Origin of the sequence: Porphyromonas circumdentaria, assembly GCF_900167105.1 — a bacterium.
Classification (GTDB): domain Bacteria; phylum Bacteroidota; class Bacteroidia; order Bacteroidales; family Porphyromonadaceae; genus Porphyromonas; species Porphyromonas circumdentaria.
Window position 1 is genome coordinate 37114 of record NZ_FUXE01000002.1, and the last position, 21117, is coordinate 58230.

14 protein-coding genes and 2 tRNA genes are annotated in these 21117 nt (G+C 42.1%); 2 read left to right on the top strand and 14 right to left on the bottom strand.

Annotated elements, in window-relative coordinates; translation table 11 throughout:
• Positions 1–19: 19 nt before the first annotated feature.
• From B5D06_RS00985 to B5D06_RS01050, 14 genes are all read right to left on the bottom strand, one after another.
• Complete coding sequence (locus tag B5D06_RS00985) at positions 20–1963, bottom strand: fumarate reductase/succinate dehydrogenase flavoprotein subunit (RefSeq protein WP_078736170.1); 1944 nt, start codon at positions 1961–1963, stop codon at positions 20–22.
• Between the two features lie 12 nt (positions 1964–1975).
• Entirely contained in the window at positions 1976–2680 is a 705-nt protein-coding gene (locus tag B5D06_RS00990) for a succinate dehydrogenase/fumarate reductase cytochrome b subunit (protein ID WP_078736171.1), read from the bottom strand.
• Positions 2681–3148: 468 nt separating this feature from the next.
• The gene (locus B5D06_RS00995; protein WP_078736172.1) at positions 3149–3571 is read right to left on the bottom strand and encodes an RNA-binding S4 domain-containing protein; all 423 of its coding nucleotides are present in this window, start codon (positions 3569–3571) and stop codon (positions 3149–3151) included.
• A gap of 127 nt (positions 3572–3698) precedes the next feature.
• Entirely contained in the window at positions 3699–4274 is a 576-nt protein-coding gene (gene pth, locus B5D06_RS01000; protein WP_078736173.1) for an aminoacyl-tRNA hydrolase, read from the bottom strand.
• Between the two features lie 96 nt (positions 4275–4370).
• Positions 4371–4940 carry a 50S ribosomal protein L25/general stress protein Ctc gene (locus tag B5D06_RS01005; RefSeq protein ID WP_078736174.1) on the bottom strand — a complete coding sequence of 190 codons (570 nt, stop codon included), beginning with the start codon at positions 4938–4940 and terminating at the stop codon, positions 4371–4373.
• A gap of 206 nt (positions 4941–5146) precedes the next feature.
• Positions 5147–5221, bottom strand: a tRNA-Val gene (locus B5D06_RS01010).
• A 32-nt stretch (positions 5222–5253) separates the two neighbouring features.
• Positions 5254–5328: transfer RNA gene (locus B5D06_RS01015), tRNA-Val, on the bottom strand.
• 206 nt (positions 5329–5534) lie between these two features.
• On the bottom strand, positions 5535–7223 hold the full coding sequence (locus B5D06_RS01020) for a putative transporter (RefSeq protein WP_078736175.1): 1689 nt from the start codon (positions 7221–7223) through the stop codon (positions 5535–5537).
• A 133-nt stretch (positions 7224–7356) separates the two neighbouring features.
• Positions 7357–7899: a 50S ribosomal protein L9 gene (gene rplI, locus B5D06_RS01025; RefSeq protein ID WP_078736176.1), complete on the bottom strand. Its 543-nt coding sequence runs from the start codon at positions 7897–7899 to the stop codon at positions 7357–7359.
• A 17-nt stretch (positions 7900–7916) separates the two neighbouring features.
• Positions 7917–8195 (bottom strand): 30S ribosomal protein S18, encoded by a 279-nt coding sequence (rpsR, locus tag B5D06_RS01030; RefSeq protein WP_078736177.1) that lies wholly within the window; start codon positions 8193–8195, stop codon positions 7917–7919.
• A 16-nt stretch (positions 8196–8211) separates the two neighbouring features.
• Positions 8212–8553, bottom strand: coding sequence for a 30S ribosomal protein S6 (rpsF, locus tag B5D06_RS01035; RefSeq protein ID WP_078736178.1), 342 nt, complete (start codon positions 8551–8553; stop codon positions 8212–8214).
• A gap of 641 nt (positions 8554–9194) precedes the next feature.
• Complete coding sequence (locus B5D06_RS01040; RefSeq protein WP_078736179.1) at positions 9195–10169, bottom strand: glycosyltransferase family 2 protein; 975 nt, start codon at positions 10167–10169, stop codon at positions 9195–9197.
• Positions 10170–10176: 7 nt separating this feature from the next.
• Positions 10177–12504 (bottom strand): translocation and assembly module lipoprotein TamL, encoded by a 2328-nt coding sequence (gene tamL, locus B5D06_RS01045; protein WP_078736180.1) that lies wholly within the window; start codon positions 12502–12504, stop codon positions 10177–10179.
• Positions 12494–17404: a translocation/assembly module TamB domain-containing protein gene (locus B5D06_RS01050; RefSeq protein ID WP_078736181.1), complete on the bottom strand. Its 4911-nt coding sequence runs from the start codon at positions 17402–17404 to the stop codon at positions 12494–12496. Before B5D06_RS01050 ends, tamL begins: the two co-directional genes overlap by 11 nt.
• Before the next feature lie 857 nt (positions 17405–18261).
• On the opposite strand from B5D06_RS01050, the gene B5D06_RS01060 reads away from it, so the two are divergent.
• Together B5D06_RS01060 and B5D06_RS01065 are read left to right on the top strand one after the other, a co-directional pair.
• Positions 18262–19518: a lipopolysaccharide biosynthesis protein gene (locus tag B5D06_RS01060; RefSeq protein ID WP_078736183.1), complete on the top strand. Its 1257-nt coding sequence runs from the start codon at positions 18262–18264 to the stop codon at positions 19516–19518.
• Positions 19490–21100 (top strand): asparagine synthase-related protein, encoded by a 1611-nt coding sequence (locus tag B5D06_RS01065; protein ID WP_078736184.1) that lies wholly within the window; start codon positions 19490–19492, stop codon positions 21098–21100. The genes B5D06_RS01060 and B5D06_RS01065 overlap by 29 nt, the downstream gene beginning before the upstream one ends.
• Positions 21101–21117: the final 17 nt, after the last annotated feature.

The window sequence follows — 21117 nt, forward strand, 5'->3', positions numbered from 1 at the left end:
TAATTCCTTTGAAACGATGTTAGTTCTTGTAATTACGTGTTGCACGCTCGGTAAATTCATATTCGAGAGGCTCTTTATACATGACAGGTGCTTTGTCGTCTCCTTGATATTCCCAACAGGAAACATATGCAAATTGATCGTCATGACGCAAAGCTTCTCCCTCTTCGGTTTGATGTTCCAATCGGAAGTGCCCACCGCAACTCTCCTCACGATCCAAAGCATCGTGTGCCATAAGCTCTCCAATCTCTATAAAGTCCGCTAAACGGAGTGCTTTCTCCAACTCCAGATTGAGTTCTCCTGGCTCTCCTGGAATAAACACTTCCTTCCAGAACGTTTTCTTGAGTTCTGCCAAAAGTTCTATACCTTTTTCCAAATTAGCCTTATCACGTCCCATACCAACGTATTCCCACATGATATTACCCAATTCCTTATGCAAACTATCTACAGAACGCTTGCCCTTGCACTGCATCAAATGGTCTATACGATTCTGAAGCTGTTTTTCCGCCTCGACAAACTCGGGTGCATCTATACTAAAGCGTGGTACTCGGATTTGATCTGCCAAATAGTTCTGAAGCGTATAAGGCAAGATGAAGTAACCATCCGCCAAGCCTTGCATCAATGCCGAAGCTCCCAAACGGTTGGCTCCATGATCCGAGAAATTCGCTTCTCCGATAGCAAATAGTCCAGGTATAGTGGTCATCAGTTCATAATCTACCCACAAACCACCCATTGTGTAGTGAATCGCAGGATAAATCATCATTGGTGTTTCGTAAGGATTGTCGTTGGTAATCTTTTCATACATCTGGAACAGGTTACCATACTTCTGCTCTACGACATCTTTTCCCATACGACGGATAGCGTCATCAAAATCCAAGAAAACCGCCAAGCCTGTATTGTTTACCCCAAAACCTGCATCACAACGCTCTTTTGCAGCACGACTTGCTACATCTCGAGGCACAAGGTTACCAAAGGCTGGATAACGACGCTCCAAATAGTAATCTCTATCCTCCTCGGGTATCTGATGGCCCTTTAGGGTACCCGCTTGAAGCTTTTTCGCATCTTCTATCTTTTTAGGCACCCAGATACGTCCATCATTACGAAGCGATTCGCTCATGAGTGTCAACTTAGACTGATAATCTCCGTGCTTAGGTATACAAGTTGGGTGGATTTGAGCCATACAAGGATTAGCAAAATAAGCTCCCTTCTTATAGCATTGCCAAGCTGCAGAACCGTTAGATGCCATAGCATTGGTCGAGAGGAAGTAGGCGTTTCCATACCCTCCCGTAGCAATAACAACCGCATGTGCTGCAAAGCGTTTAATCTCTCCCGTTGTTAAGTCTCGAGCAATAATTCCTCTGGCACGACCATCAATCAAGACAACATCAAGCATTTCATGGCGTGTATAAAGCTTAACACTTCCCTTACCTACCTGACGGCTAAGTGCAGAGTAAGCTCCTAAAAGCAATTGTTGTCCCGTTTGACCTCGGGCGTAGAAAGTACGAGACACCTGAGCCCCACCGAAAGAACGGTTGTCCAAAAGACCACCGTAATCACGTGCAAAGGGAACTCCTTGTGCTACACACTGGTCTATGATGGCATTACTTACCTCGGCCAAACGATACACGTTTGCCTCTCGAGCACGATAATCACCACCCTTTATTGTATCATAGAAGAGACGGAAAACAGAGTCTCCATCATTTTGATAATTCTTCGCCGCATTAATCCCCCCTTGAGCTGCAATTGAGTGAGCTCGACGGGGCGAATCTTGAATACAGAAGTTAAGGACATTAAAGCCCATCTCTCCCAAAGAAGCTGCGGCCGAAGCTCCAGCAAGCCCCGTACCTACGACTACAACATCAAGACGACGTTTATTGGCAGGATTTACTAATTTTTGATGATCCTTATACGAGGTCCATTTTTCTGCCAATGGTCCCTGAGGTATCTTAGCATCTAATATAGACATAGCTTACTTGATTTATACGTTGAGATGAGGGAAAAATCCAAGGCTTGCAAGGTAGTAAACGACAACCACAATTGTAAAGCCCAACATAATGATTGTAGAAAAAACAGTTGAGATCGTTCTAATACGGTTCTGCCACTTGAGATTATTCCATCCAAGGGTCTGAAAAGAACTCCAAAAGCCATGGTTGATATGCAACCAAAGAGCTACGAACCAAATGAGATAAAGAATCACATAAACTGGGTTCTTAAAAGTGTAAGCTATAAGCCCTGCTCCATCCGTAGGGCCACTCACGCCTTCTATTCCCAAGTCGTGTATATGCATTAACTCAGCTAACTGCATCTTTGCCCAGAAATGGAACAGGTGAAGAGCAATACCTAAAACGACAATAACTCCCAACAGAAGCATGTTTTGAGAAGCCCACAACACTCCTTTTGGGCGAGAAACTACTCCATAGCGATCGGTTCCACGAGCTTTACGATTTTGGATTGTGAGCCAAAAAGCATAAATAATGTGCACCACAGTCAAAAAAGCGAGCCCAAGAGAAGCAACTAAAGCATACCAATTGGCACCGAGGAATGCACAAATTGCATTATAACCCTCTGGGCTGAAAATTGCCGCCAAGTTCATGGACATATGAAAGGTCAAAAAGAGAATCAGAGAAAGCCCCGTGATACTCATTACAACCTTTCGACCTACGGACGAATTACATAACCACATAAGCGATTCTTTTTGTTTATACTTGTTTTATACCTTAAATCTTTCTTCGAAAAGTACTTCATCCAAACGATAAAGGAGAGGTTGGAAATCAAAAAACTCATCCCCAAAAAGATAAAAGCAACACTGGGTAAAAGCTTTAACTCCCTCATACTCCCTTTCCGAAAGTACACAATCTCCCTATACTCTCCGCAAAGATAGACAAAATACCTTGTTATAGGTAATAAAAGTAGAAGAACAGTAAGTTAAATAGTAAAAAAGATACTCCCAACATAATGAGTTATTGCTAAAGAGTTATTTTTCGGGGTTTATCGCTTTATAAAGAGAGGTGTAATAAGAGCAATAGTTGAGTTAAGAAAACATTCCGAAATAGATTCAAACAAAAAAAATGGATAGCAGTATCTGGAAGAACACAACTATCCATAATATCCAGACATTAGAGACTTTTACGCCTCATCAAAAGGGATCATCTCAATCCTCTTCCCACTCAAAAAAATCATCGTCGAAAAGAGCGTAAGAGTCATTCATACCATGCCATTCATCCAAGGAACGGCGCTCTTTCTTCGTGGGGCGTCCTTCCCCTTTGGATCGATCCACAAAGCCCGCTATTTTCTTCAACTCCAACACTTCGTACTCTTCCTTGGGAGTGATATTTTGGATGAAATCTGGTACAAGCTTAGCCCCCATCCTATTTTTGGCCGTTTGTAAAACTTTAAACGTATAGGTAATAGGAGCCTTACGGACTCCGATAACATCTCCTACAACGACACTTCGGGCGGGTTTTACCAGCTGTCCGTTTAGAGTAACTCTTCCTTTCTTACACGCATCTGAGGCAATAGAACGACTTTTGAAAATACGAACTGCCCATAAAAAACTATCTATACGTACCTCCATAACTACCTATATATTATGAATCTATTTGAGACTGTACAAATACCTTCTTTTACTTCTTCTTTTAAAGAAAAGTGGCAAAACAAAAGGATATCCCTTTTTTCACGAGGTCCCAAGAGAATCTTTTTACTCAAGAAAGTTTTTCCTTTTTATTATGCAGATTCATAGCCCTATCAACTCCAATAAGACAAAAATCTCTTACTATAGCAACCGCCTCCTCCATTAAGAGAGGCATCGCGCTTTCCTCCTCGGGAGTAAATTTACCCAACACAAAATCTACTTGCCCGCCCTTAGAAAAAGAGGAGCCTAAGCCAAATCTCAAGCGGGCATACTGTACTGTATTCAGTAGCAATGCAATATTCTTGAGGCCATTATGTCCCGCATCGCTCCCCTTAGCCTTCAAGCGCATAGTACCAAAATCCAAGGCTAAATCATCTACCAAGACAAGAATATTTTCCAGAGGGATATTCTCCTTCTTCATCCAATAGCGCACAGCCTCTCCGCTCAGATTCATGTAGGTAGATGGCTTTAGTAAAATCAACTCGGCGTTTTTCATACGCCCCAAAGCAATTGCCCCATAACGAGAATCGACAAAAGAGGCTCCAACAGCTTCTGCCACGGCATTAATCATACGAAAGCCTATATTATGTCGGGTGCCATAGTACTCTACTCCAATATTTCCCAAGCCAACAATTAAAAATTTCATTGCAATCCTCTATTCGATTAACAAAGTAATAAAAAAAACTCCTCACCAGCCCAAAGACAGATGAGGAGCGTATTATAGCAAATGTTATCGCAAAAATTACTTCTTTGCCATAGCTCCACGAGCAGCACGAGTAAGTTTAACAGCACAAACGACAGCATTCTTTGCGTTCATAAGCTGCAAGCCGTCAAAGTGCAGTGCTCCCACCTGAATTGTTTTTCCTAACTGAAGATCTTCTACATTGATAGAGAGACGCTCAGGAATCTGGTCATAAGCAGCCTTAACTCGTAGTTTTCTCATTTCAAGAACCAATTTACCCCCTGCACGTACCCCAGCAGCATGACCTTCAAGTACAACAGGCACCTCCATTTCGATGGGCTTTTCTTTTGTTACTTCAAGAAAGTCCAAGTGCAATATCTCATCTGTTACAGGGTGGAATTGAACATCTTTCAAAACAGCCTTACACTGTTGACCTGCCACTGTAAGATCTATATCATAAATCTCTGGGGTATAAATAAGGTTACGAACAGCATCTTGTGTTACAACAATATGACGTGTTTCTGAACCTCCGTAAATTACTGCTGGAATGATTCCTTCTTTTCGAAGAGCTTTAGTAGCCTTCTTTCCCAAATCTGCACGAGATGCAGCTTCTAATTGAAATGTTTTCATTTTCTTTTGTGTTACTCAAAATTAGTATTCCTAACTTCCCATCACACCTAACTTAATCAGTCGCGATAAGAATGCTCCAACCCATCGTTATTTAGAATAGACTCTTACAAACAAAAAGACTACTGTCTTCTAAAAGAAAGTAGCCTGTCCCGACTCCAAAGGAATATCTCCTATAGAATACTCTATCCTCCGTACGACGTATTAAGTGGGCCCAATAGGATTCGAACCTATGACCCCCTGCTTGTAAGGCAGGTGCTCTAAACCAGCTGAGCTATAGGCCCTAACATCTTCAAAAAAAATAGCGTTCAAAAAGTGGGCCCAATAGGATTCGAACCTATGACCCCCTGCTTGTAAGGCAGGTGCTCTAAACCAGCTGAGCTATAGGCCCATTTAAACGCGACAAGACACTTATTCTCTAAAAAGTGTGTTGTTTTTTGAACAACGATGCAAAGGTACTGCTTTTTTTGAAACTTGCAAGAGGAAAGTCCCTTTTTTATTACGCGTCTCTTACTTTTACCATTACCTCCCACCTCTCTGTATTATAGCAAAACTCTGTTACACAATAGAGTTACCCTTTTTTTGCTGTCCTTAAGATTATCCCACAAACAAAAGGATAAGAATCTGAGCCGTAATAATACGGGCAAACATGGAGAGAGGATACACAGTGGCATATACTACATTATGGGTGTCATCTTTCACCTTTCCCTCAAGAAAGTCAAGAGCCATAGGATTGGCCATACTACCACAAAGCATACCGCAAGTAGCTCCATAGCTTCGTTTGAAAAAGCGAACTGCCAACCAACCTACAATCAAAACAGGTAAAAGGGTTATTACAAAGCCTAATAAAATCCACAACAATCCATCACCTCTGAATATAATCGAGAAAAAGTTTGCTCCACTCGATAAACCCAAGCATGCTAAATAGATCGTTACTCCCAACTGCCTCAAAAGCAAACTGGCGCTATTGGTTATATAGGTACAGATATGAAAACGAGGCCCATAAGCTCCCATCAAAATACCAACTACGATAGGACCTCCCGCCAACCCTAACTTAATAGGAATAGATATCCCAGGTATAAAAATCGGAATCACACCGACCACACACCCCAATAGCAGTCCCACAAATATACTGAGTAGATTGGGCGCATCGAGCAACTTAATCTCATTACCAAGGCGTTCTTTTACATTTTCTATTGCATTAGCCTCCCCGACAATCGTCAAACGGTCTCCTAACTGCAGGCGTAAAGAGGGAGTAGGAAGAAGTTCTACACCCGAACGATCTATACGCGTGATATTTACCCCGTAGAGATTGCGAAGTCGTAAAGCTCCTAACTTTTCGCCATTAATATCCTTTCGGGTAATAATAATTCTCTTAGAAACAAGACGATTATCCAAAGTATCCCAATCAATATCCTCTCTATTCCAATCCTTTGAAACTTTTGCTCCAAAGAGGCGTTCCAGATGTGCCACATCCTCTTCATGGGAAGCGACTAAGATATGATCTCCCTCTAAGAGTCGACTTTGAGAAGTAGGTACAGAAACGGTACCGCTACGCCAAACACGTGTTATGACAAAGCTAAAAGGTTCTTGTCGAGCTAATAGCTCTAAAGTGTATCCAAAAACGGCTGGATTGCACACCTCGAACTCCGTAATAAACGAGACATGTGAGTGCCCCTCCGCCTCCTCTGAGGTTCTCTTTTGTTTATCCTTTATAGTTCTAAGAACTACCATCGCCAAAATCATTCCTACCACACCAAGGGGATAAGCCACAGCACAGGCCAAAGCCATATTGGACTGCATGGCTGTGCTTGCAGGGTCTATGCCTGCCAATGTACTCTGAGCAGCCGCCAGTACAGGAGTATTAGTCACTGCACCAGACATAATACCTACAATCTCTGGCATAGAGATGCCTGAAAAAAGATAAATCGCCCAGCAAAGAACAAGTGTTATCCCTACTAAAAGAAGCGACAAGAGATTATCCTTAACTCCCCCTTTTCTTAGCGAGGGAATAAAAGAGGGACCCACTTGCACACCGAGAGCATAGATAAAAAGAACCAGCCCAAAATTCTGTGCAAAAGTCAGCATAGTAGTATCCACCAATAGTCCGAAGTGAGCCGCTAAAATACCTACAAAGAAAACGAAAGTTATACCTAAAGATATTTTCCCCAGTTCTACTTTGGAGAGCATCAAGCCCAGAGAAGAAACAAGAGAAATAACAATGATAGTTTGAGTAGCAGAAGGCTCCAAAAAGACCTCTTGAAGCCAAGAAAGAAAGGGAGACATAATAGAATTAAAACGGTACCCTATAAATAAGTGTTATATATAAAAATAACCGCACTCCATCCTAACGATAGAGCTGCGGTTACGAAAGTATCAATAAAATTCTACTTTACAAAAAGGAATTTTATCTCTGTAATTACTCCTCTGTAGCAGGTTCTACAGAAGCTTCTTCTTGTTTTGCCACAGGCTCAGCTACAACTTCTTCCTGCTTAGGCATCTCAAGATCATCTTGATGATTTTCAGAACGCACCTCAAAAGGAATAGCTACCTGCACATCTCTGTGAAGACGCAACTGACAAGTGTACTCTCCCACTTCTTTTACAGGGCTCTTTAGGTAGATTACCTTACGGTCAATATCAAAACCCTCTTTTTGCAAAGCCTCTGCCAATTGAATAGAGGTAACGGAACCAAAGATTACTCCGAACTTGGAAGTTTTAGCCAAGAGAGAGAGCTTCACTCCTTCCATCTTTGCAGCAAGATCCTCTGCAGCCTGCTTGATAGCAGCGAGTTTGTGCTGACGTTGACGGAGGTTTTCTGCCAAAACCTTCTTAGCAGATTCTGAAGCGACTACTGCCAAACCACGAGGAATAAGATAGTTGCGACCATAACCATCGCGAACTGTTACAATATCATCCTTAAAACCAAGGTTGATCACATCTTCTTTTAATATAACTTGCATAGTCTATCTCTCCTCTATTATTTCATCAAATCGGTTACGAAAGGCAATAAGGCCAAATGACGTGCGCGTTTAACCGCACGAGCCACACGACGCTGAAACTTCAAAGAAGTTCCAGTGATACGACGTGGAAGGATACGCCCCTGTTCGTTAAGGAACTTCTTAAGGAATTCAGGATCCTTGTAGTCGATATATTTAATACCACTCTTTTTGAAACGACAATATTTTTTCTTCTTATTGTCTACAGACATTGGAGTCAGATAGCGAATATCGCTTCTATTTTTATTGTATGTTGCCATAAATCAAAATCCTCTTTTATTCGCCTTTGTTAGACTTCAAACTTCTACGTTTCTCTGCGTACTCGCGAGCAAACTTGTCTTGGCGAATCGTCAAGAAGCGTAATACTCGTTCATCACGACGATAGTTAATCTCCAAGTTTTTGATTACCTCGGGAGCTGCATTAAACTCTACAAATTGATAAAAACCTGTAGTCTTCTTTTCAATGGGGTAAGCAAGTTTTTTCAAGCCCCAGTGCTCTTCGTTTACAATCTCTGCCCCTTGTTCCTTGAGCAGATCAACGAACTTCTGTACCGTTTCCTTCATCTGAAGATCAGACAAAACGGGAGTAAGGATGAAAACGGTTTCGTAACTGTTCATACAAACTGATCTTTAATTGTTATACATTCAAAATTCTGGGCAAAGGTACTACATTTCTTTCGATTAACAACTACTCGGCTTTATTTCTTCTCTTTTTTCTCCTTACACAAAAGAGTATAAAGCTTTCTAAATAAGGGATTTTCTCTTCTCTCAATAGAGAGAGTTAGTCCATTCTGTAAAGCGTGCTATTACTTTGGACAGAAAGAAGTTCTTCTTACGAACATACAAGTGATTAGATCTCTTCTTTCGATACTCAAAAACAGTGATAAACCTCACCGCTATTACAATACGCCCTGCTTAAGCTCTCAATATAAAACACTTTAGTTCCGCAGAAAAAACAGTTTACACCTATCCAAAAACCTGTAAACTCTCGAGTAATTTTATATTTACAGATTGCATATATATATTTCTAATCTAAAAATACATATATGCAAGTTGAGAATATATATATTCAATCTATAAATAAAGAATTGCTTAAGAGAAAATGAATTTTGCTACTAATCTATAGCAATATTTAAGTAAGCAATAGAGATAATTACTTCAGGGTATTGCTTATTTTGGAATCAAGAATTGCAAATGGAAGCAGATACACTATAAGAGGTATAAGATGTATGGGAAAAGACTTGACAATGAGGCAAGCATCAACCTCTACGCATAGACTTTTGTTGTAGTAAAAAGAGTTTCCACACAAAAGAATAGGGCATAACTCTCGCCAAATTGAAAAGCAGTTTAATTTTTCTATTAGAGGTTACCCTTAAATAGCTACGTAAAGTTGCGTTTTGCAAGAAAGTAGTGAAAAATTCCATTGCTCCTCTCTTGTCGTTATACCTACGATAAAGCCCAAAAGGAGCCTTTACTACGTGATCCACCCTTGTAAGAAGGGCTGAATGAGGACTTTGCTCATAAAAAGAAAAAAGACTTTCGGCAACAGTTAACAAATCTCTACAACGCTGAGGATTATATACCATCGTTATAGATCCCGTACGCTTTCGGTAGTGATAAACAGGAAAGGAAGAGTAAGAAATCTTAAAGGCTTTGTAAAGAGCCCGAGGCAAGAACTCCTCATCTTCATGCATAATTCTTGGATAGAAGCTAATCTGGTATTGGACCAAAAAAGAACGTCGAAATAAGTAATGATGTACTGCTATAAAGAGAGACGTATCCGCCAAATGCTCCACGCCACTGCGAGAGATTTGATTTTCTGCATACTGTACAGAGATTTGACTACGCCCATTCTCCCCAAACTCTACTCCCGAGAGTGCCAACATGTCTGGACATTTCTCTTCCAGGAGCTTTTTTTTCAAGAGAGCTAAACTATTGGGAGCTATAAAATCATCAGAATCGACAAACCATACATACTCCCCTCGTGCCTTTTCCAGCCCTGCATTGCGGGCTTCACTTAGCCCCTTGTTTTCTTGATGTATCCAATAAGCATTGGGAAGCTTATGGAGCAACTCGTTAACGATAGCTACACTTCTATCTTGCGAACCATCATCAATAAGGATCACTTCATACTCCTCAAAAGGAATCCCTTGAGGTATCAAGGAAAGAAAAGCCTCTTTTACAAAAAGCTCTACATTATAAATGGGTAGAATAATCGAGAAAAAAGGAGCCATACAGCTATTAAAAAGGATAACCTATCGCAAAGTGAAAACTCAATGCATCTCCAAAAGAGGGGATATTGTAATAACCTTTACGAGAAGTTGGGTAAGGTAAATGTAACCCCATCCCCGTATCAAGACGTATCACTAATAGCCCGAGATCGTAACGAATACCTACTCCCGTACCCAAAGCAATCTGATCGAAAAAGTCCGATGCGCTACGTATTTCCGAGAGGGCACCACCCATACGGCTCTTATCTTCACGTAAAAGCCATATATTCCCAGCATCTAAAAAGAGTGCACCATGCAAGCTCCCCAACAAACGAAAGCGCCACTCAAGATTGGCCTCAAGCTTAAATTCTCCCACCTGATCTATAAAAGCATACCGACCTTCGGATGGGATATAACGTCCAGGTCCTATGCTGCGAACTGAAAAAGCTCGTACACTATTGGCTCCTCCCACATAAAATTGCTCACTATAGGGAGCTATTACACTATTGCCATAGGTGAATATACCACCCGTAGACAATCTCGCAGCAATAGACTGCTTTGGATTAATTTGATAGGTATAGTGTACATCTCCCGTAAGCTTTACGTACTGTGCAAAAGGGATACCAAAGAGTTCTTTAGTTGTATCGTACTGTTTACCCGAGAGAGTGTATAGAAGGTTTATCAAATTACCAGCTTCAGAGACAGAGTACTCCATCCATAAGTGGTGAGACCCCCTATCTTCAAGTATGTCATCAAAGGTGTAGGTATAGGCAACCTCTGGTATAAATTGATTACGAAAACTAAGCCCAAGAGCCGTATTGTTGGCCAATATATCGTTAAACTCATCGGTACGATGACTTAGAAGATTGTACTTCAAGCGAAGTGGAACAATCGTATGCTTGTGATGCATCCAACGATTGAACATATAGGTCGCCGAAAATCCTAAAGAGAGCATTCTAAAATAGCGCGCTCTATGCAACATAGAAGCCGATAGAGTAAAGTCTGTCGTGGTAGGGAAAGAATAGAGATTGTCGCTTAACCCTGGCAAAAGGATAGAAGGAGTCGAAAGAGAGAGGTCCATACCCAGCTCATAACTATTCAATCCTAAGCGAGAGTCGAATATATGCTTGAAATCTTGCCACTCATACGATCCTATCAAAGACATAGAGAGACGCTCGCCTCCACCGAAAGCATTTCTTCTCGCAGCCGACCAAGCCAATCCTGGACCTCTAAAGGCATTACTCTTTAATTTGAAAAGAGCCTCCAAAGAAGTATCCCATGGTTTATCTACATTGGTAGATATGTGAAGATTAAGAATATGATTTACCGTATCAACGGGGAAAAGTGTCAAATTGGTCGAAGAGAATGCCCCCAAGCGACTTAGAGCTTGTAGCGTGTTTTGTTCGTTGGTTTGTGCGTAGTAGGAAAGAGGTTTTAAGAAGATACGACGGCTTAACACAGTCCTTCGCACAGGGAGTGTTCCATTATAACGAAGCTTAACTCCCTCAAAAACTAAAGAATCTCTCAACTCTTCCCCCGTTTCTCTCTGAACAGAAAGCGTGACGGAACCTATTTTCCACGGATTTAATGCACGCGAACGAATACCATCTTTCAGGCGTACACGCATCTGCACCTTACCTGGACTTGCAATTGTATCCGCCTCGTAGGCTAAGGCCTCTGGAGAGAAATAGTAATGTCCATGGTTTCTTAGGTAAGAAGATATCTGAAAACGATCCAATTCGATAGCTGCTAAATTGAACTGATCTCCTACCTTCAGCAAAGAAGCTCTTTCGTGATCATAATACTTGCCCTCGGGGAGAGACCATTTCGGTAGATATGAGATGGAATCGTATGGGTAAGGTTCGCCCACATTCATGGTATAAAAAACCCTTGCCTTAAGAGAGTCTTTTTCTAAGAAAGCGACACTATCAGTCACATAGGCTTGAAAAAAGCCATGTTCTTTAAGAGAGTTTTCTGCCAACTGCGCACGCAATGTAGGGCTTACAGTACTCAAAAGGACTGGTTCGGAACCAAACATACTGTAAATCTTCCGCCCCCACCAAGAGGAATCTTGGGCAAAAGAGTTATGTACCCATAGCCCTGGCTGTATAGGAAGTCGGTATCGAGAACTACCGAATAGAGAGCCATTGGGAGGCACGTTCAGATGAGACTCTGCCACGGCAATAGCTTTTTTGGTCTCTTTAGATTCTCCCTCGGTTATTATCTTGTTCTTTCCCCTACCTATATAGAGATACTCTCCAGAGGGGAGATTGGCGGTTGTAGAACAACCTATAAGGAGAAAAATAATTCCCCAAATAGATAATAATTTGAAAGAGTTATGCCAACAATTATTGCTCATCTTTGTCAACTTGTTCTGTGGGTGATGAAGTTGTTTGATTCTGTTCTGTAGGGGAAATAGACTTAACCACTCTCTTTTTCTTTGCCTCTTTCTTGAAAAGCTCCAAAAGATTGTTCAATTTTCTACGAAGCACATATCCCACGCCCGTTTCCGTTACAAGCCCCTCTAATAGATGGTCATTGTTTCTCTTGTGGAACAGACGTACATACTGGCGCCCTGAACGATCTAATTGATACTCCAGAGAAAGATTATCGATAAAAGTTTGCTCATAATTTGTCGGGAGGTTTCCCGTACCGACACGTCCCCCAACAGAGAAACGCAGGCGATCATTGTAGAAACGTCGGCTAAAGTTATAAGTGTAGTCTGTATAGGCTCTACCCGACTCTGCCGCATCGTGCAACTCCATGCCAAGATCTAAATCGGTTCCTTGGAGCAACTTCCCAGTAAGACTATTCAATTCACTTACCGCTAAACCACTTAGCATCTTTTGCATATTGGTAGGTGTTGCATCGGAAGCCAAGAAAGTACCTGTCAGCATCAAGCCCAAAGCCTGTTTACCCCGCTCTTCCTTATTCATCGTCGCCAACTTACCCTGTAGGGAAAGATCCTCTGGAGCCGAGAGATCAAAGCCTAAATCAATCTTGTCTACCGTCTCTTTGGCTACAATCTCTACGTCGAAGTTTACCTTACGGGTAGCACCTCCCTCTGTAACATTCGCCCGCACCCTCTGTTTGGCCACAAAATCAATGTAGGGATTGGTAACACTGCCATTCCACTGGATATAACTATCAGGGTCTATAACAAAATCTTTACGCCCTACAACTGGGAAGTTATAACGCACATCTCCCCCGCCTTGTAGATTATACCTACCCGTTAAACTCATCTCTCCAAAAGGCGGATACACAAAGTGCAAATCGCCCCCTCCCATCACTGTAACATAATCTTGGTGATCTGGAGACAAATCAACACTCAAGCGTACTGAAGGTGCCACATTGATGTGAAGCGTTAAATCCATTCCTCCCAACGAAATGGGGTGACGTTGTCTCTCCCAAGTATCTAGCGTATCGGAAAAATCTGTAAACATTACGACATCTGAAAGCCTATCTTTAGCTTGAATCGCAGATTGTGTATATACGTAGGTTACATTGGTTCCTCCTAAAATGTCTACCTCTCCTCTTACGCGAGGTTTCATAACATTGCCACGTACAGAAAGGTCTACCGAAGTTAACAGTTTACCATATAATAGTTGTCCTCTCTTATACTTGCTATTGATAAGCTGTACATCTTGCCCTCTCACACTCAAATCTGTAGTCAAAGCCTCTGGTCCCAGCAAGGTAAGATAACCGTCGACAACAAAAGGCTGCTGGGCATCTGCATTGCTCAACTGCAAATTATCGAAAAGCAACTTACTATCCAAGAACCGAATAGGAGGGGTGGTAATGGCAAATGTATTCCCCACCATGGGTAAATAGAAAGTAGCTCCCTCGGGGATAAGCTCCCCATTAAGCAGGATATTATCAAATGTTCCTTTGGCAGACAGATTACCCTTAACCTCTCCCTGCAGGGAGGCCAAGTTTGCTCCAATAAACGGATTCGCTAAGGAGAGAGGGAAGTTCTCTATTTGAGCTTTGAGGTTCAGGGGCATCTCTTTATCCTCGGAGTGGTATTGCCCCTCTGCCACAAGGGCTAAATTACCATCGACAGAGACGTAAGCATCTACAAAATGTCTGCTATTATCACGTGGTTCGTAGAATGTAGCAATACTAATATTACCAACACGACTGGCATCGTAGGTAAGGTCGTTAATCGAGATATCGCCTACCACACGGGGCAAATCGTAAGTGGGATCTATCTCCAATCTCAAATCGGCAAACATATACCCCTCTATCGTAGTCTTACCCAAAAGATGGGCTATATCCGAGAGTTGCAAGCGTTGGAGATTCATGCTTAACCTGCGGGTATTCTTTGCATTTTCATCTTCCAGAGAGTGTAAAGAGAGCTTGGCATCTTGCAAACTGGTAAGGGTTAGATTGGCCCATAGCTCCTTCTGGGTTGGATTGAAAAAGAGCGCATTATGAGGGTTAGGATTAAGTTGATAACCCGCGACTATAATGGGAGTGTCCTTGAATGTCAAACCATAACCCGAAGCATTTTTGAAAAGAATTGCTTCCAGAGAATAAGCCTCCTCTCCCTCTTGCAATAGATGGGTAGTAATATCTACTGTACGGAAGTCACTTAGAGCTCTCAGATAAAAATTGAATGGTTCTTGATTTCTATATCTTTTCTTATTGGCACGTATATCGGCACGAAGGTATTTGTCAAGCAATTCCCCCTCTCCGGGTCTCTTTACAGCACGTATGGGCTGCGTATCGGGCCAAGTAAAACCACTCAAAGCGTCATACACGGCCTCGGAAAGAGAGGTACGTTCTATCCCTTTTTCCGTACTGATACTGGCATATAGCTGGTCTATTTTCAGCGTATCATGCCTAAAGTTATAGATATTGGCTTCTAAGTCAAGCCCTCGATTTCTGACGTTGGAGAAAAGTATTTCCCCTCTATCAATCGACATTTTATAGGGAGCCAAGATCTCTTTCAAAGGATTGTCTTTGTGGAAGTAAATATCCAAACCAATAGGCGGCAATGCATCAAGCATCGTAGCTACCGTAGAGGGAAGTAAAGAATCGACCTGTAAAGAGGGAGTAAGCTCCGATATCCTGCTCGCCGTTGCCGCAATGGAGTCTATACCTCCGCCAATATAGGCGTCGAAGAATAGGTCTCCTGCAGAGAGTGTAGCCAAGACCGTATCTGGAGTAGTACGTGCACGTAAAGCTAAAGAGTCGTAAGAGTAGAAGGTGTTGGGCATCTTCAGGAAAATATCGTTCACCTCCAAAAGAAGAGAGTGAGAGGTTTTCCAGTCTGTCGAGAAAGTTCCACAAAAATGCCCTCCTAAATCGAGAGTATCTGCTACAAAGCCAAGACGGGCTAAAGACAAGGTATCTAAGTGGACATCCAAATCTCCTTTCAAAAGAGCATCTTGTAGTAGAGCATCAAGGTTCATAACAACAGAAGCCCCTGGATTATGACTATCCATCTTGAGAGCCAAAGCTCCTGACTTTAGGGATAAATCGAGTGTTATATCGCTTAAAATCACCCCATTATAGTTCAATTGGTATACATCTAAATCGGCACTGGCAAAGGTCTTCGGACTCATTACATCAAATCCTGCCCCCTGCATCTTAAGAGCCATACTAACCGTACCAATAGAATCCTTTGGGAGGAAAGAACGAACGTTAAGCTGGGTAGAGTTGAGCGTTATATTGTAAGCCTCCTGAGGTAAAGAGTAGAGAGCATCTAACGAGATCTTTCCATCCTTGCGGGTTTGGAGTTGGCTCTTCAAAGCATATCTCCCATTGGAGATATTGACCTTGCCTTGGAAGTTCATCGCTTCTGGGAAAGCAAAACGCCCCTTTAGCCCCGAACCCATTAGAGGATACAAGAGATAGGCTTTTCGTTGTGCCTTAACATTGACACTTAAATCTGCCAAGAGCTTTTGCGGTGCGAAAAACTCTCCGACCTGTCCCTTTAACTGCAACTCTACTATCTCTGGTAAAGAGAGCGCAAAAGTTTCGATATCGAGATGTTTGACAGTTCCCTCTGCCTCTATTGCAAAATCAATAGGAGTATCTAAAATAGGGTATTTCCCGCCTATGTATTGGCTGATATCGAACGTACTAAAGTAAAAAATATCTTCGTAGCCCAGAGAACCTTTTAACTGTGCTTTTATGAGCGATGTTTCATCTCCCTCAGTAAAAATACTCAAGGGAAGCCGAAAAGAACCCGAAGCACGTGTGTAGGGAGTGAGCAGAGAGAAGTCTTCTAACTCTATCAAGCCATCCTCCATAAAAAACGCACCCCTAAAATCGGTTACACTTGCTCCCGAACGCTCTCTAAAACGGGCATGCTCTATATCCGCTCTTAGAAGAGTATTTTGCTGTACGAGTTTACTCCCTTTTATCTCTAAATCCCGCGCATAGAGATGGGTATAATCGACAAAAGGAACCGTAGAATAGATGGTGTCCTGAGCGTAGCTTGCCTCCGAAGCCCTGAGAGAGACATGACGTCCCTCTAAACGAAGCGTGCCGATATCGTATGAAAGTTCGTCAACCTCTCCCTTATCAATTTGGGCATCTACAAAGAGTTGGGTAAAGGGCATCTCTATATGGAGCCGAGACTTTACGAGATCGACCCTATTTACTGCTATCTTCCACAAAACGGGTTCAGGATTGGGATTGGGAACAGTATCCACACTAAATAGAGAGAAAGAACCTTCCTCAAAGAGTAGAGCCCCCACATCTACATTTTCTTTGCGCAGATTTACAGAGAGAGGACCGACCTCTATATTACGGGCATCTGCCTTCATAATCGTGGTGCGGGCAGAGTCTGGGAAGAAAACCCTCACATCTCTAACCGCCAAGTATCGGGTCTCAATCTGCCCATTAAACAGAGGCATAAGAGGAACAGAAGTTTCTAAATGCCCCAAGCGTAGTAATGTATCGCCCTCTGCGGTTACTACTTGAATTGACTTAAGAGAAAGATTGAGCGGAAACTTTAGGCGCAAAGCTCCAATCTCTAAATCCATTCCCGTAGCACTCTCGACTTTCTCTTCTACTATCCCCACAACAAACCTTTGGATAGGAGGAATATAGAGAAGTACAATAAGTAATACGATTAAAAGAATCGGGGCTAAAAGAAGGCCTAAAAGCCACCGACGTATCTTAGTACCTACACGCCCTCTAATGGGCTTTTCTTCCCTACCATTTGTCGACAAGGAAACCTCTTCCGTCACTTGAGACCCGACAGAAGAGTTATTTTCATGCTGCTCTTTTTGCAATTCGTCCATTATCTTTCCACAAAAGTACGAAACTATTACATTGAAACTATACTCTTTACAAAAAAGAGATTTTACCGTTAGAGCAAAAAAAGCCTGAGTAATAAGTACTTCTTTGGAGAGTGTATCAAAGAAATGGGTAAGCCAAGTTTTCTACTTTTAGAGTTCTGCCACATTATCCGATCTGCAGCTTCCCAATGTATTTACCATTTCTCACGAAGGATACCTTATTCATGGCAGATTGGTCCCTCCTTAGTATATGGAGTACATATTTCAAAGGTTGCACTTCACACGCCGATGACTTCTTTCCTTTCTGTTGATGCGCTTCGCCTTCCCGAAAGTTTATCCTATCTATTGACTTTTGCTCTCTCATCTCTGTAAGAAGAAGAAATAACTCGATTGCACTTCTTCAAAAAGTATTCTCTATAGGTGCAAAAGTTTATTTCTCCACCCGCAATTCTCTATTTTCAACCTACGTATATATATATTTAGATTGGGTTTATATATATTCAAGTTGCATATACATATATTCAATCTTAATATAAAGAATTGCACACTCTAAAAGAAGAAAGTTAGTAGTATAAAAGCAGAAAAAGGGTAGCTACATAGGGAAAAGTTCTCTTATGAAAATTTCTGTTTTCTCATTTTAACCTCCAACACTAAAAATAGGAACATGGAGGTTACACACATTTCCCAACCACTATCTACTTTTTTGATAGAAGATTTCCCAATCTCTTTCAGAGGTATTCTTTTTAGAAACTCTTGCTGGGTCTCTTTTTTGAATATATCGTAATTGGGAAAACAGCTTTTTACTACCTTTGATAAAGCAGAAAGATTTATCTCTTTGCCTTAGACGAATCAATAAAAAAATGAAGAATAGTAGTCTCATTGCCTATAATGCACTAAAGCTTGTAGCCTCGGGTGCTTTGGGACAAGTGGTAGCTCTTCTACTTTTGATGATTGTAGGGAGGCAATACAATGAAGAGATGATGGGAGTCTTAGGCTCTTTTCTAAGTTGGGGCGGAATCCTATCAATCGCTACAACAGGTCGCTACGAGCAGGCTATCGTCATTGCCCCCTCGGAACAAGAAGCATACGATCTCTATATCTGCGGTATACGTCTTAGTACTCTACTCTCCGCTGTCTTGTTTCTTGGCTCCTTGCTTATTTATTTACTCATTCCAGAGCAAACTTTAGGGGTATACATTCTGCTTCTTCCTCTATTTGTTCTTTTCACATCTTTGTATGCCCACATCTCCTCAATGGCATTGAGAAACAAAAGTTTTAACCGTCTCTCCTTGGCTCAATCTATAAACGGTGTCGGTAATAACCTGCTAAAGGTAGTTTGGGGTAGCTTTCACCCCTCTGTTATAGGACTTATATCCTCCTCCATAACGGCTATATTTCTGGCTTTTTTCTCTTATATCCCTTTTATAAAAAAAGTTTTCCGACGCCCCGTATCGCCCCTGTCTGCATCTCTTGCTATCGCCCGTAAGTATCGGAACTTCCCTCGATATTCTCTGCCCCAAGCACTGATTGATACCCTTTTGGGGAGCTTGCTTATCCTCTTACTTCCTCTGCGTTTTGGGATGGCAGAAGTAGGCTTTTTGACCATGTCTATCATGTTGGCTCGCCGACCGCTTAATATTATCGGGGAAAACCTCGGAAAAGTTTACTTTCAACGACTGAGCGAAACTGTACACAACGCACAGAGCATTGCTCCGACTGTACGCCGTCTACTCCTCATTACGTTTATCCTTGGTATTCCTTTGGCTCTTGCCTTAGCCTGGGGTATGGAGTATCTTGTCCTCTTTTTTGTGGGGAACAAATGGCTCGTTTCTGCCTACATAATTCGTTGGATGCTCCCGATGCTGATTCCCAACTTTGCTGCCGCTATATTGAATGTTATACCCGATATTTTAGGGTTTCAAAGGAGTAATATGTGGAGCCAAATAATCATGCTGGCTCTCTACACGACCGCTATCCTTTTGGGATTTTATTGCTTCTCTTTCGAACGCTTTATCCCCTTTTTCTATACCTGCATGGCTTTTGTGCAGATAGGATACTTACTTTATTTACTACGCTTAGTGGCAATATATGAACGTACTATTCAAAAAAACAACTGACACTGTACCCTACTCCAAAGGAATAGCCTTTGATGCACAGGACAACCTACTGAAAGAGGGCGATTTGAACTCTTACTTTTCAGAGCTGAGAGGCGTGAAAGATTTTATACAGCGAGCAGATGCGCTCAATGGCTCCTGGTGTACCTGTCAGGTCGCTCAAAAGGAGGGAAAAACAACAGCCCTATATATGGGTGTAGACCATCGTTCCACACACCCGCTCTTTTATCGTTTAGAGGGAGAGAGCGTGCTTATCAGCGATAATGGATTCGACCTGTTAAAAGAGGGAGAGGAACGTTTTGAGATAGAGGAAGAGCCACTTCTCTTTTTTTCTCAATGGGGGTTTACTCCCGAGGAGCATACCCTGCACCCAAGTATCAAACGTATTCCATCGGGATGCGTACTATATGTGGAAGAGGGCTACGACGCAACAATAATTCCTTACGCTCAAACACCTAAAATAAAAGAAGAGATAGCAGGGCTCTCCTTTGAAGAAGCTAAAAAAGGATTCGAAGAGCATTTAGAAAAAGCCTTTGACCGTATGAAAAGGGTTATAGGGGTAGCTCCCGTAGTGTTGCCTCTTTCGGGAGGACGAGACTCACGCCTTATAGCCATTGCGTTGAAGGAAAGAAATATTTCTCCTGCCATAACGATGACTTATGGACGTACGGCAAAAACCTCAGAAGTAAAAAAAGCAGCCGAGATAGCTCGGCGTTTAGGCTTAGAACATCGCTTCGTCTGCACAATACCCTCTGGATATACCCGCAAAGGATATACTCAAGATGAGGAAGTATTGCGCTTCTTTCGACATTTAAGCGGACTCTCTTCGTGCTACTTCTTTGCCGAATACAACCCCTCCCGAGAAGTATCGCAGTGGTTCAATGGGGAACAACCTTACGTCCTCCCAGGACATAACGGAGATACGCTATGTGGATTGAAAATACATCAACGATGGGTAGAGGGGGAACAATACGATGACTTCAACGCCTATCTCCTAACCTTTTATGAGGGAGGAAATCGAGTACTCTCACAACAAGAGGTGGGTAAAATGGTAGAGATACACAAAAACATCCTTGCCCACTATCCTAAAGAACTTTCCATACGTCAGAAATTGGAGTGTTTTCGCACCTTAGAGCTTTCATCAAAATACCTTATCAACTCATCTCGAGCATGGTCCTATCACGGCTCGAACGTATGGATGCCTTTTTTAGATCGAGAACTCATTGATTTTGCGGCAAGCCTCCATCCCGATTTCCGAGTAGGGAAACGCATTTATGAGTCTCTCTCGGACGATTATTTCCGCCGACACCGAATATCCTTTCCAGACGATGGCTCAGAATATGCCCTTTCTCGCTCTCCTCGTTTTCGCTTCAAACAGCTATTACGCTCTTTTATTTTATATCAACTCTCCAAGCGTAAGAGGTATTTCTCGAGACATGATGACTTGGGTTTTCGATTCTTAATGGGGGGAGCTTTACAACAAGAAGTAAAAAAGAATATCCCTTGGCACCCAACGACCATAAATGGCCTATCTTTTGCATGGTGGCTGTACAAACTCCAGCAGGGAGCCATTCCCAAAGCATAGAGACAAGGGTAAAAAAA

Coding starts and splice junctions, on each gene's coding strand:
- B5D06_RS00985 (WP_078736170.1), bottom strand. CDS start 1,963: ATGTCTATATTAGATGCTAAGATACCTCAGGGACCATTGGCAGAAAAA.
- B5D06_RS00990 (WP_078736171.1), bottom strand. CDS start 2,680: ATGTGGTTATGTAATTCGTCCGTAGGTCGAAAGGTTGTAATGAGTATC.
- B5D06_RS00995 (WP_078736172.1), bottom strand. CDS start 3,571: ATGGAGGTACGTATAGATAGTTTTTTATGGGCAGTTCGTATTTTCAAA.
- pth (WP_078736173.1), bottom strand. CDS start 4,274: ATGAAATTTTTAATTGTTGGCTTGGGAAATATTGGAGTAGAGTACTAT.
- B5D06_RS01005 (WP_078736174.1), bottom strand. CDS start 4,940: ATGAAAACATTTCAATTAGAAGCTGCATCTCGTGCAGATTTGGGAAAG.
- B5D06_RS01020 (WP_078736175.1), bottom strand. CDS start 7,223: ATGTCTCCCTTTCTTTCTTGGCTTCAAGAGGTCTTTTTGGAGCCTTCT.
- rplI (WP_078736176.1), bottom strand. CDS start 7,899: ATGCAAGTTATATTAAAAGAAGATGTGATCAACCTTGGTTTTAAGGAT.
- rpsR (WP_078736177.1), bottom strand. CDS start 8,195: ATGGCAACATACAATAAAAATAGAAGCGATATTCGCTATCTGACTCCA.
- rpsF (WP_078736178.1), bottom strand. CDS start 8,553: ATGAACAGTTACGAAACCGTTTTCATCCTTACTCCCGTTTTGTCTGAT.
- B5D06_RS01040 (WP_078736179.1), bottom strand. CDS start 10,169: ATGGCTCCTTTTTTCTCGATTATTCTACCCATTTATAATGTAGAGCTT.
- tamL (WP_078736180.1), bottom strand. CDS start 12,504: ATGAGCAATAATTGTTGGCATAACTCTTTCAAATTATTATCTATTTGG.
- B5D06_RS01050 (WP_078736181.1), bottom strand. CDS start 17,404: ATGGACGAATTGCAAAAAGAGCAGCATGAAAATAACTCTTCTGTCGGG.
- B5D06_RS01060 (WP_078736183.1), top strand. CDS start 18,262: ATGAAGAATAGTAGTCTCATTGCCTATAATGCACTAAAGCTTGTAGCC.
- B5D06_RS01065 (WP_078736184.1), top strand. CDS start 19,490: ATGAACGTACTATTCAAAAAAACAACTGACACTGTACCCTACTCCAAA.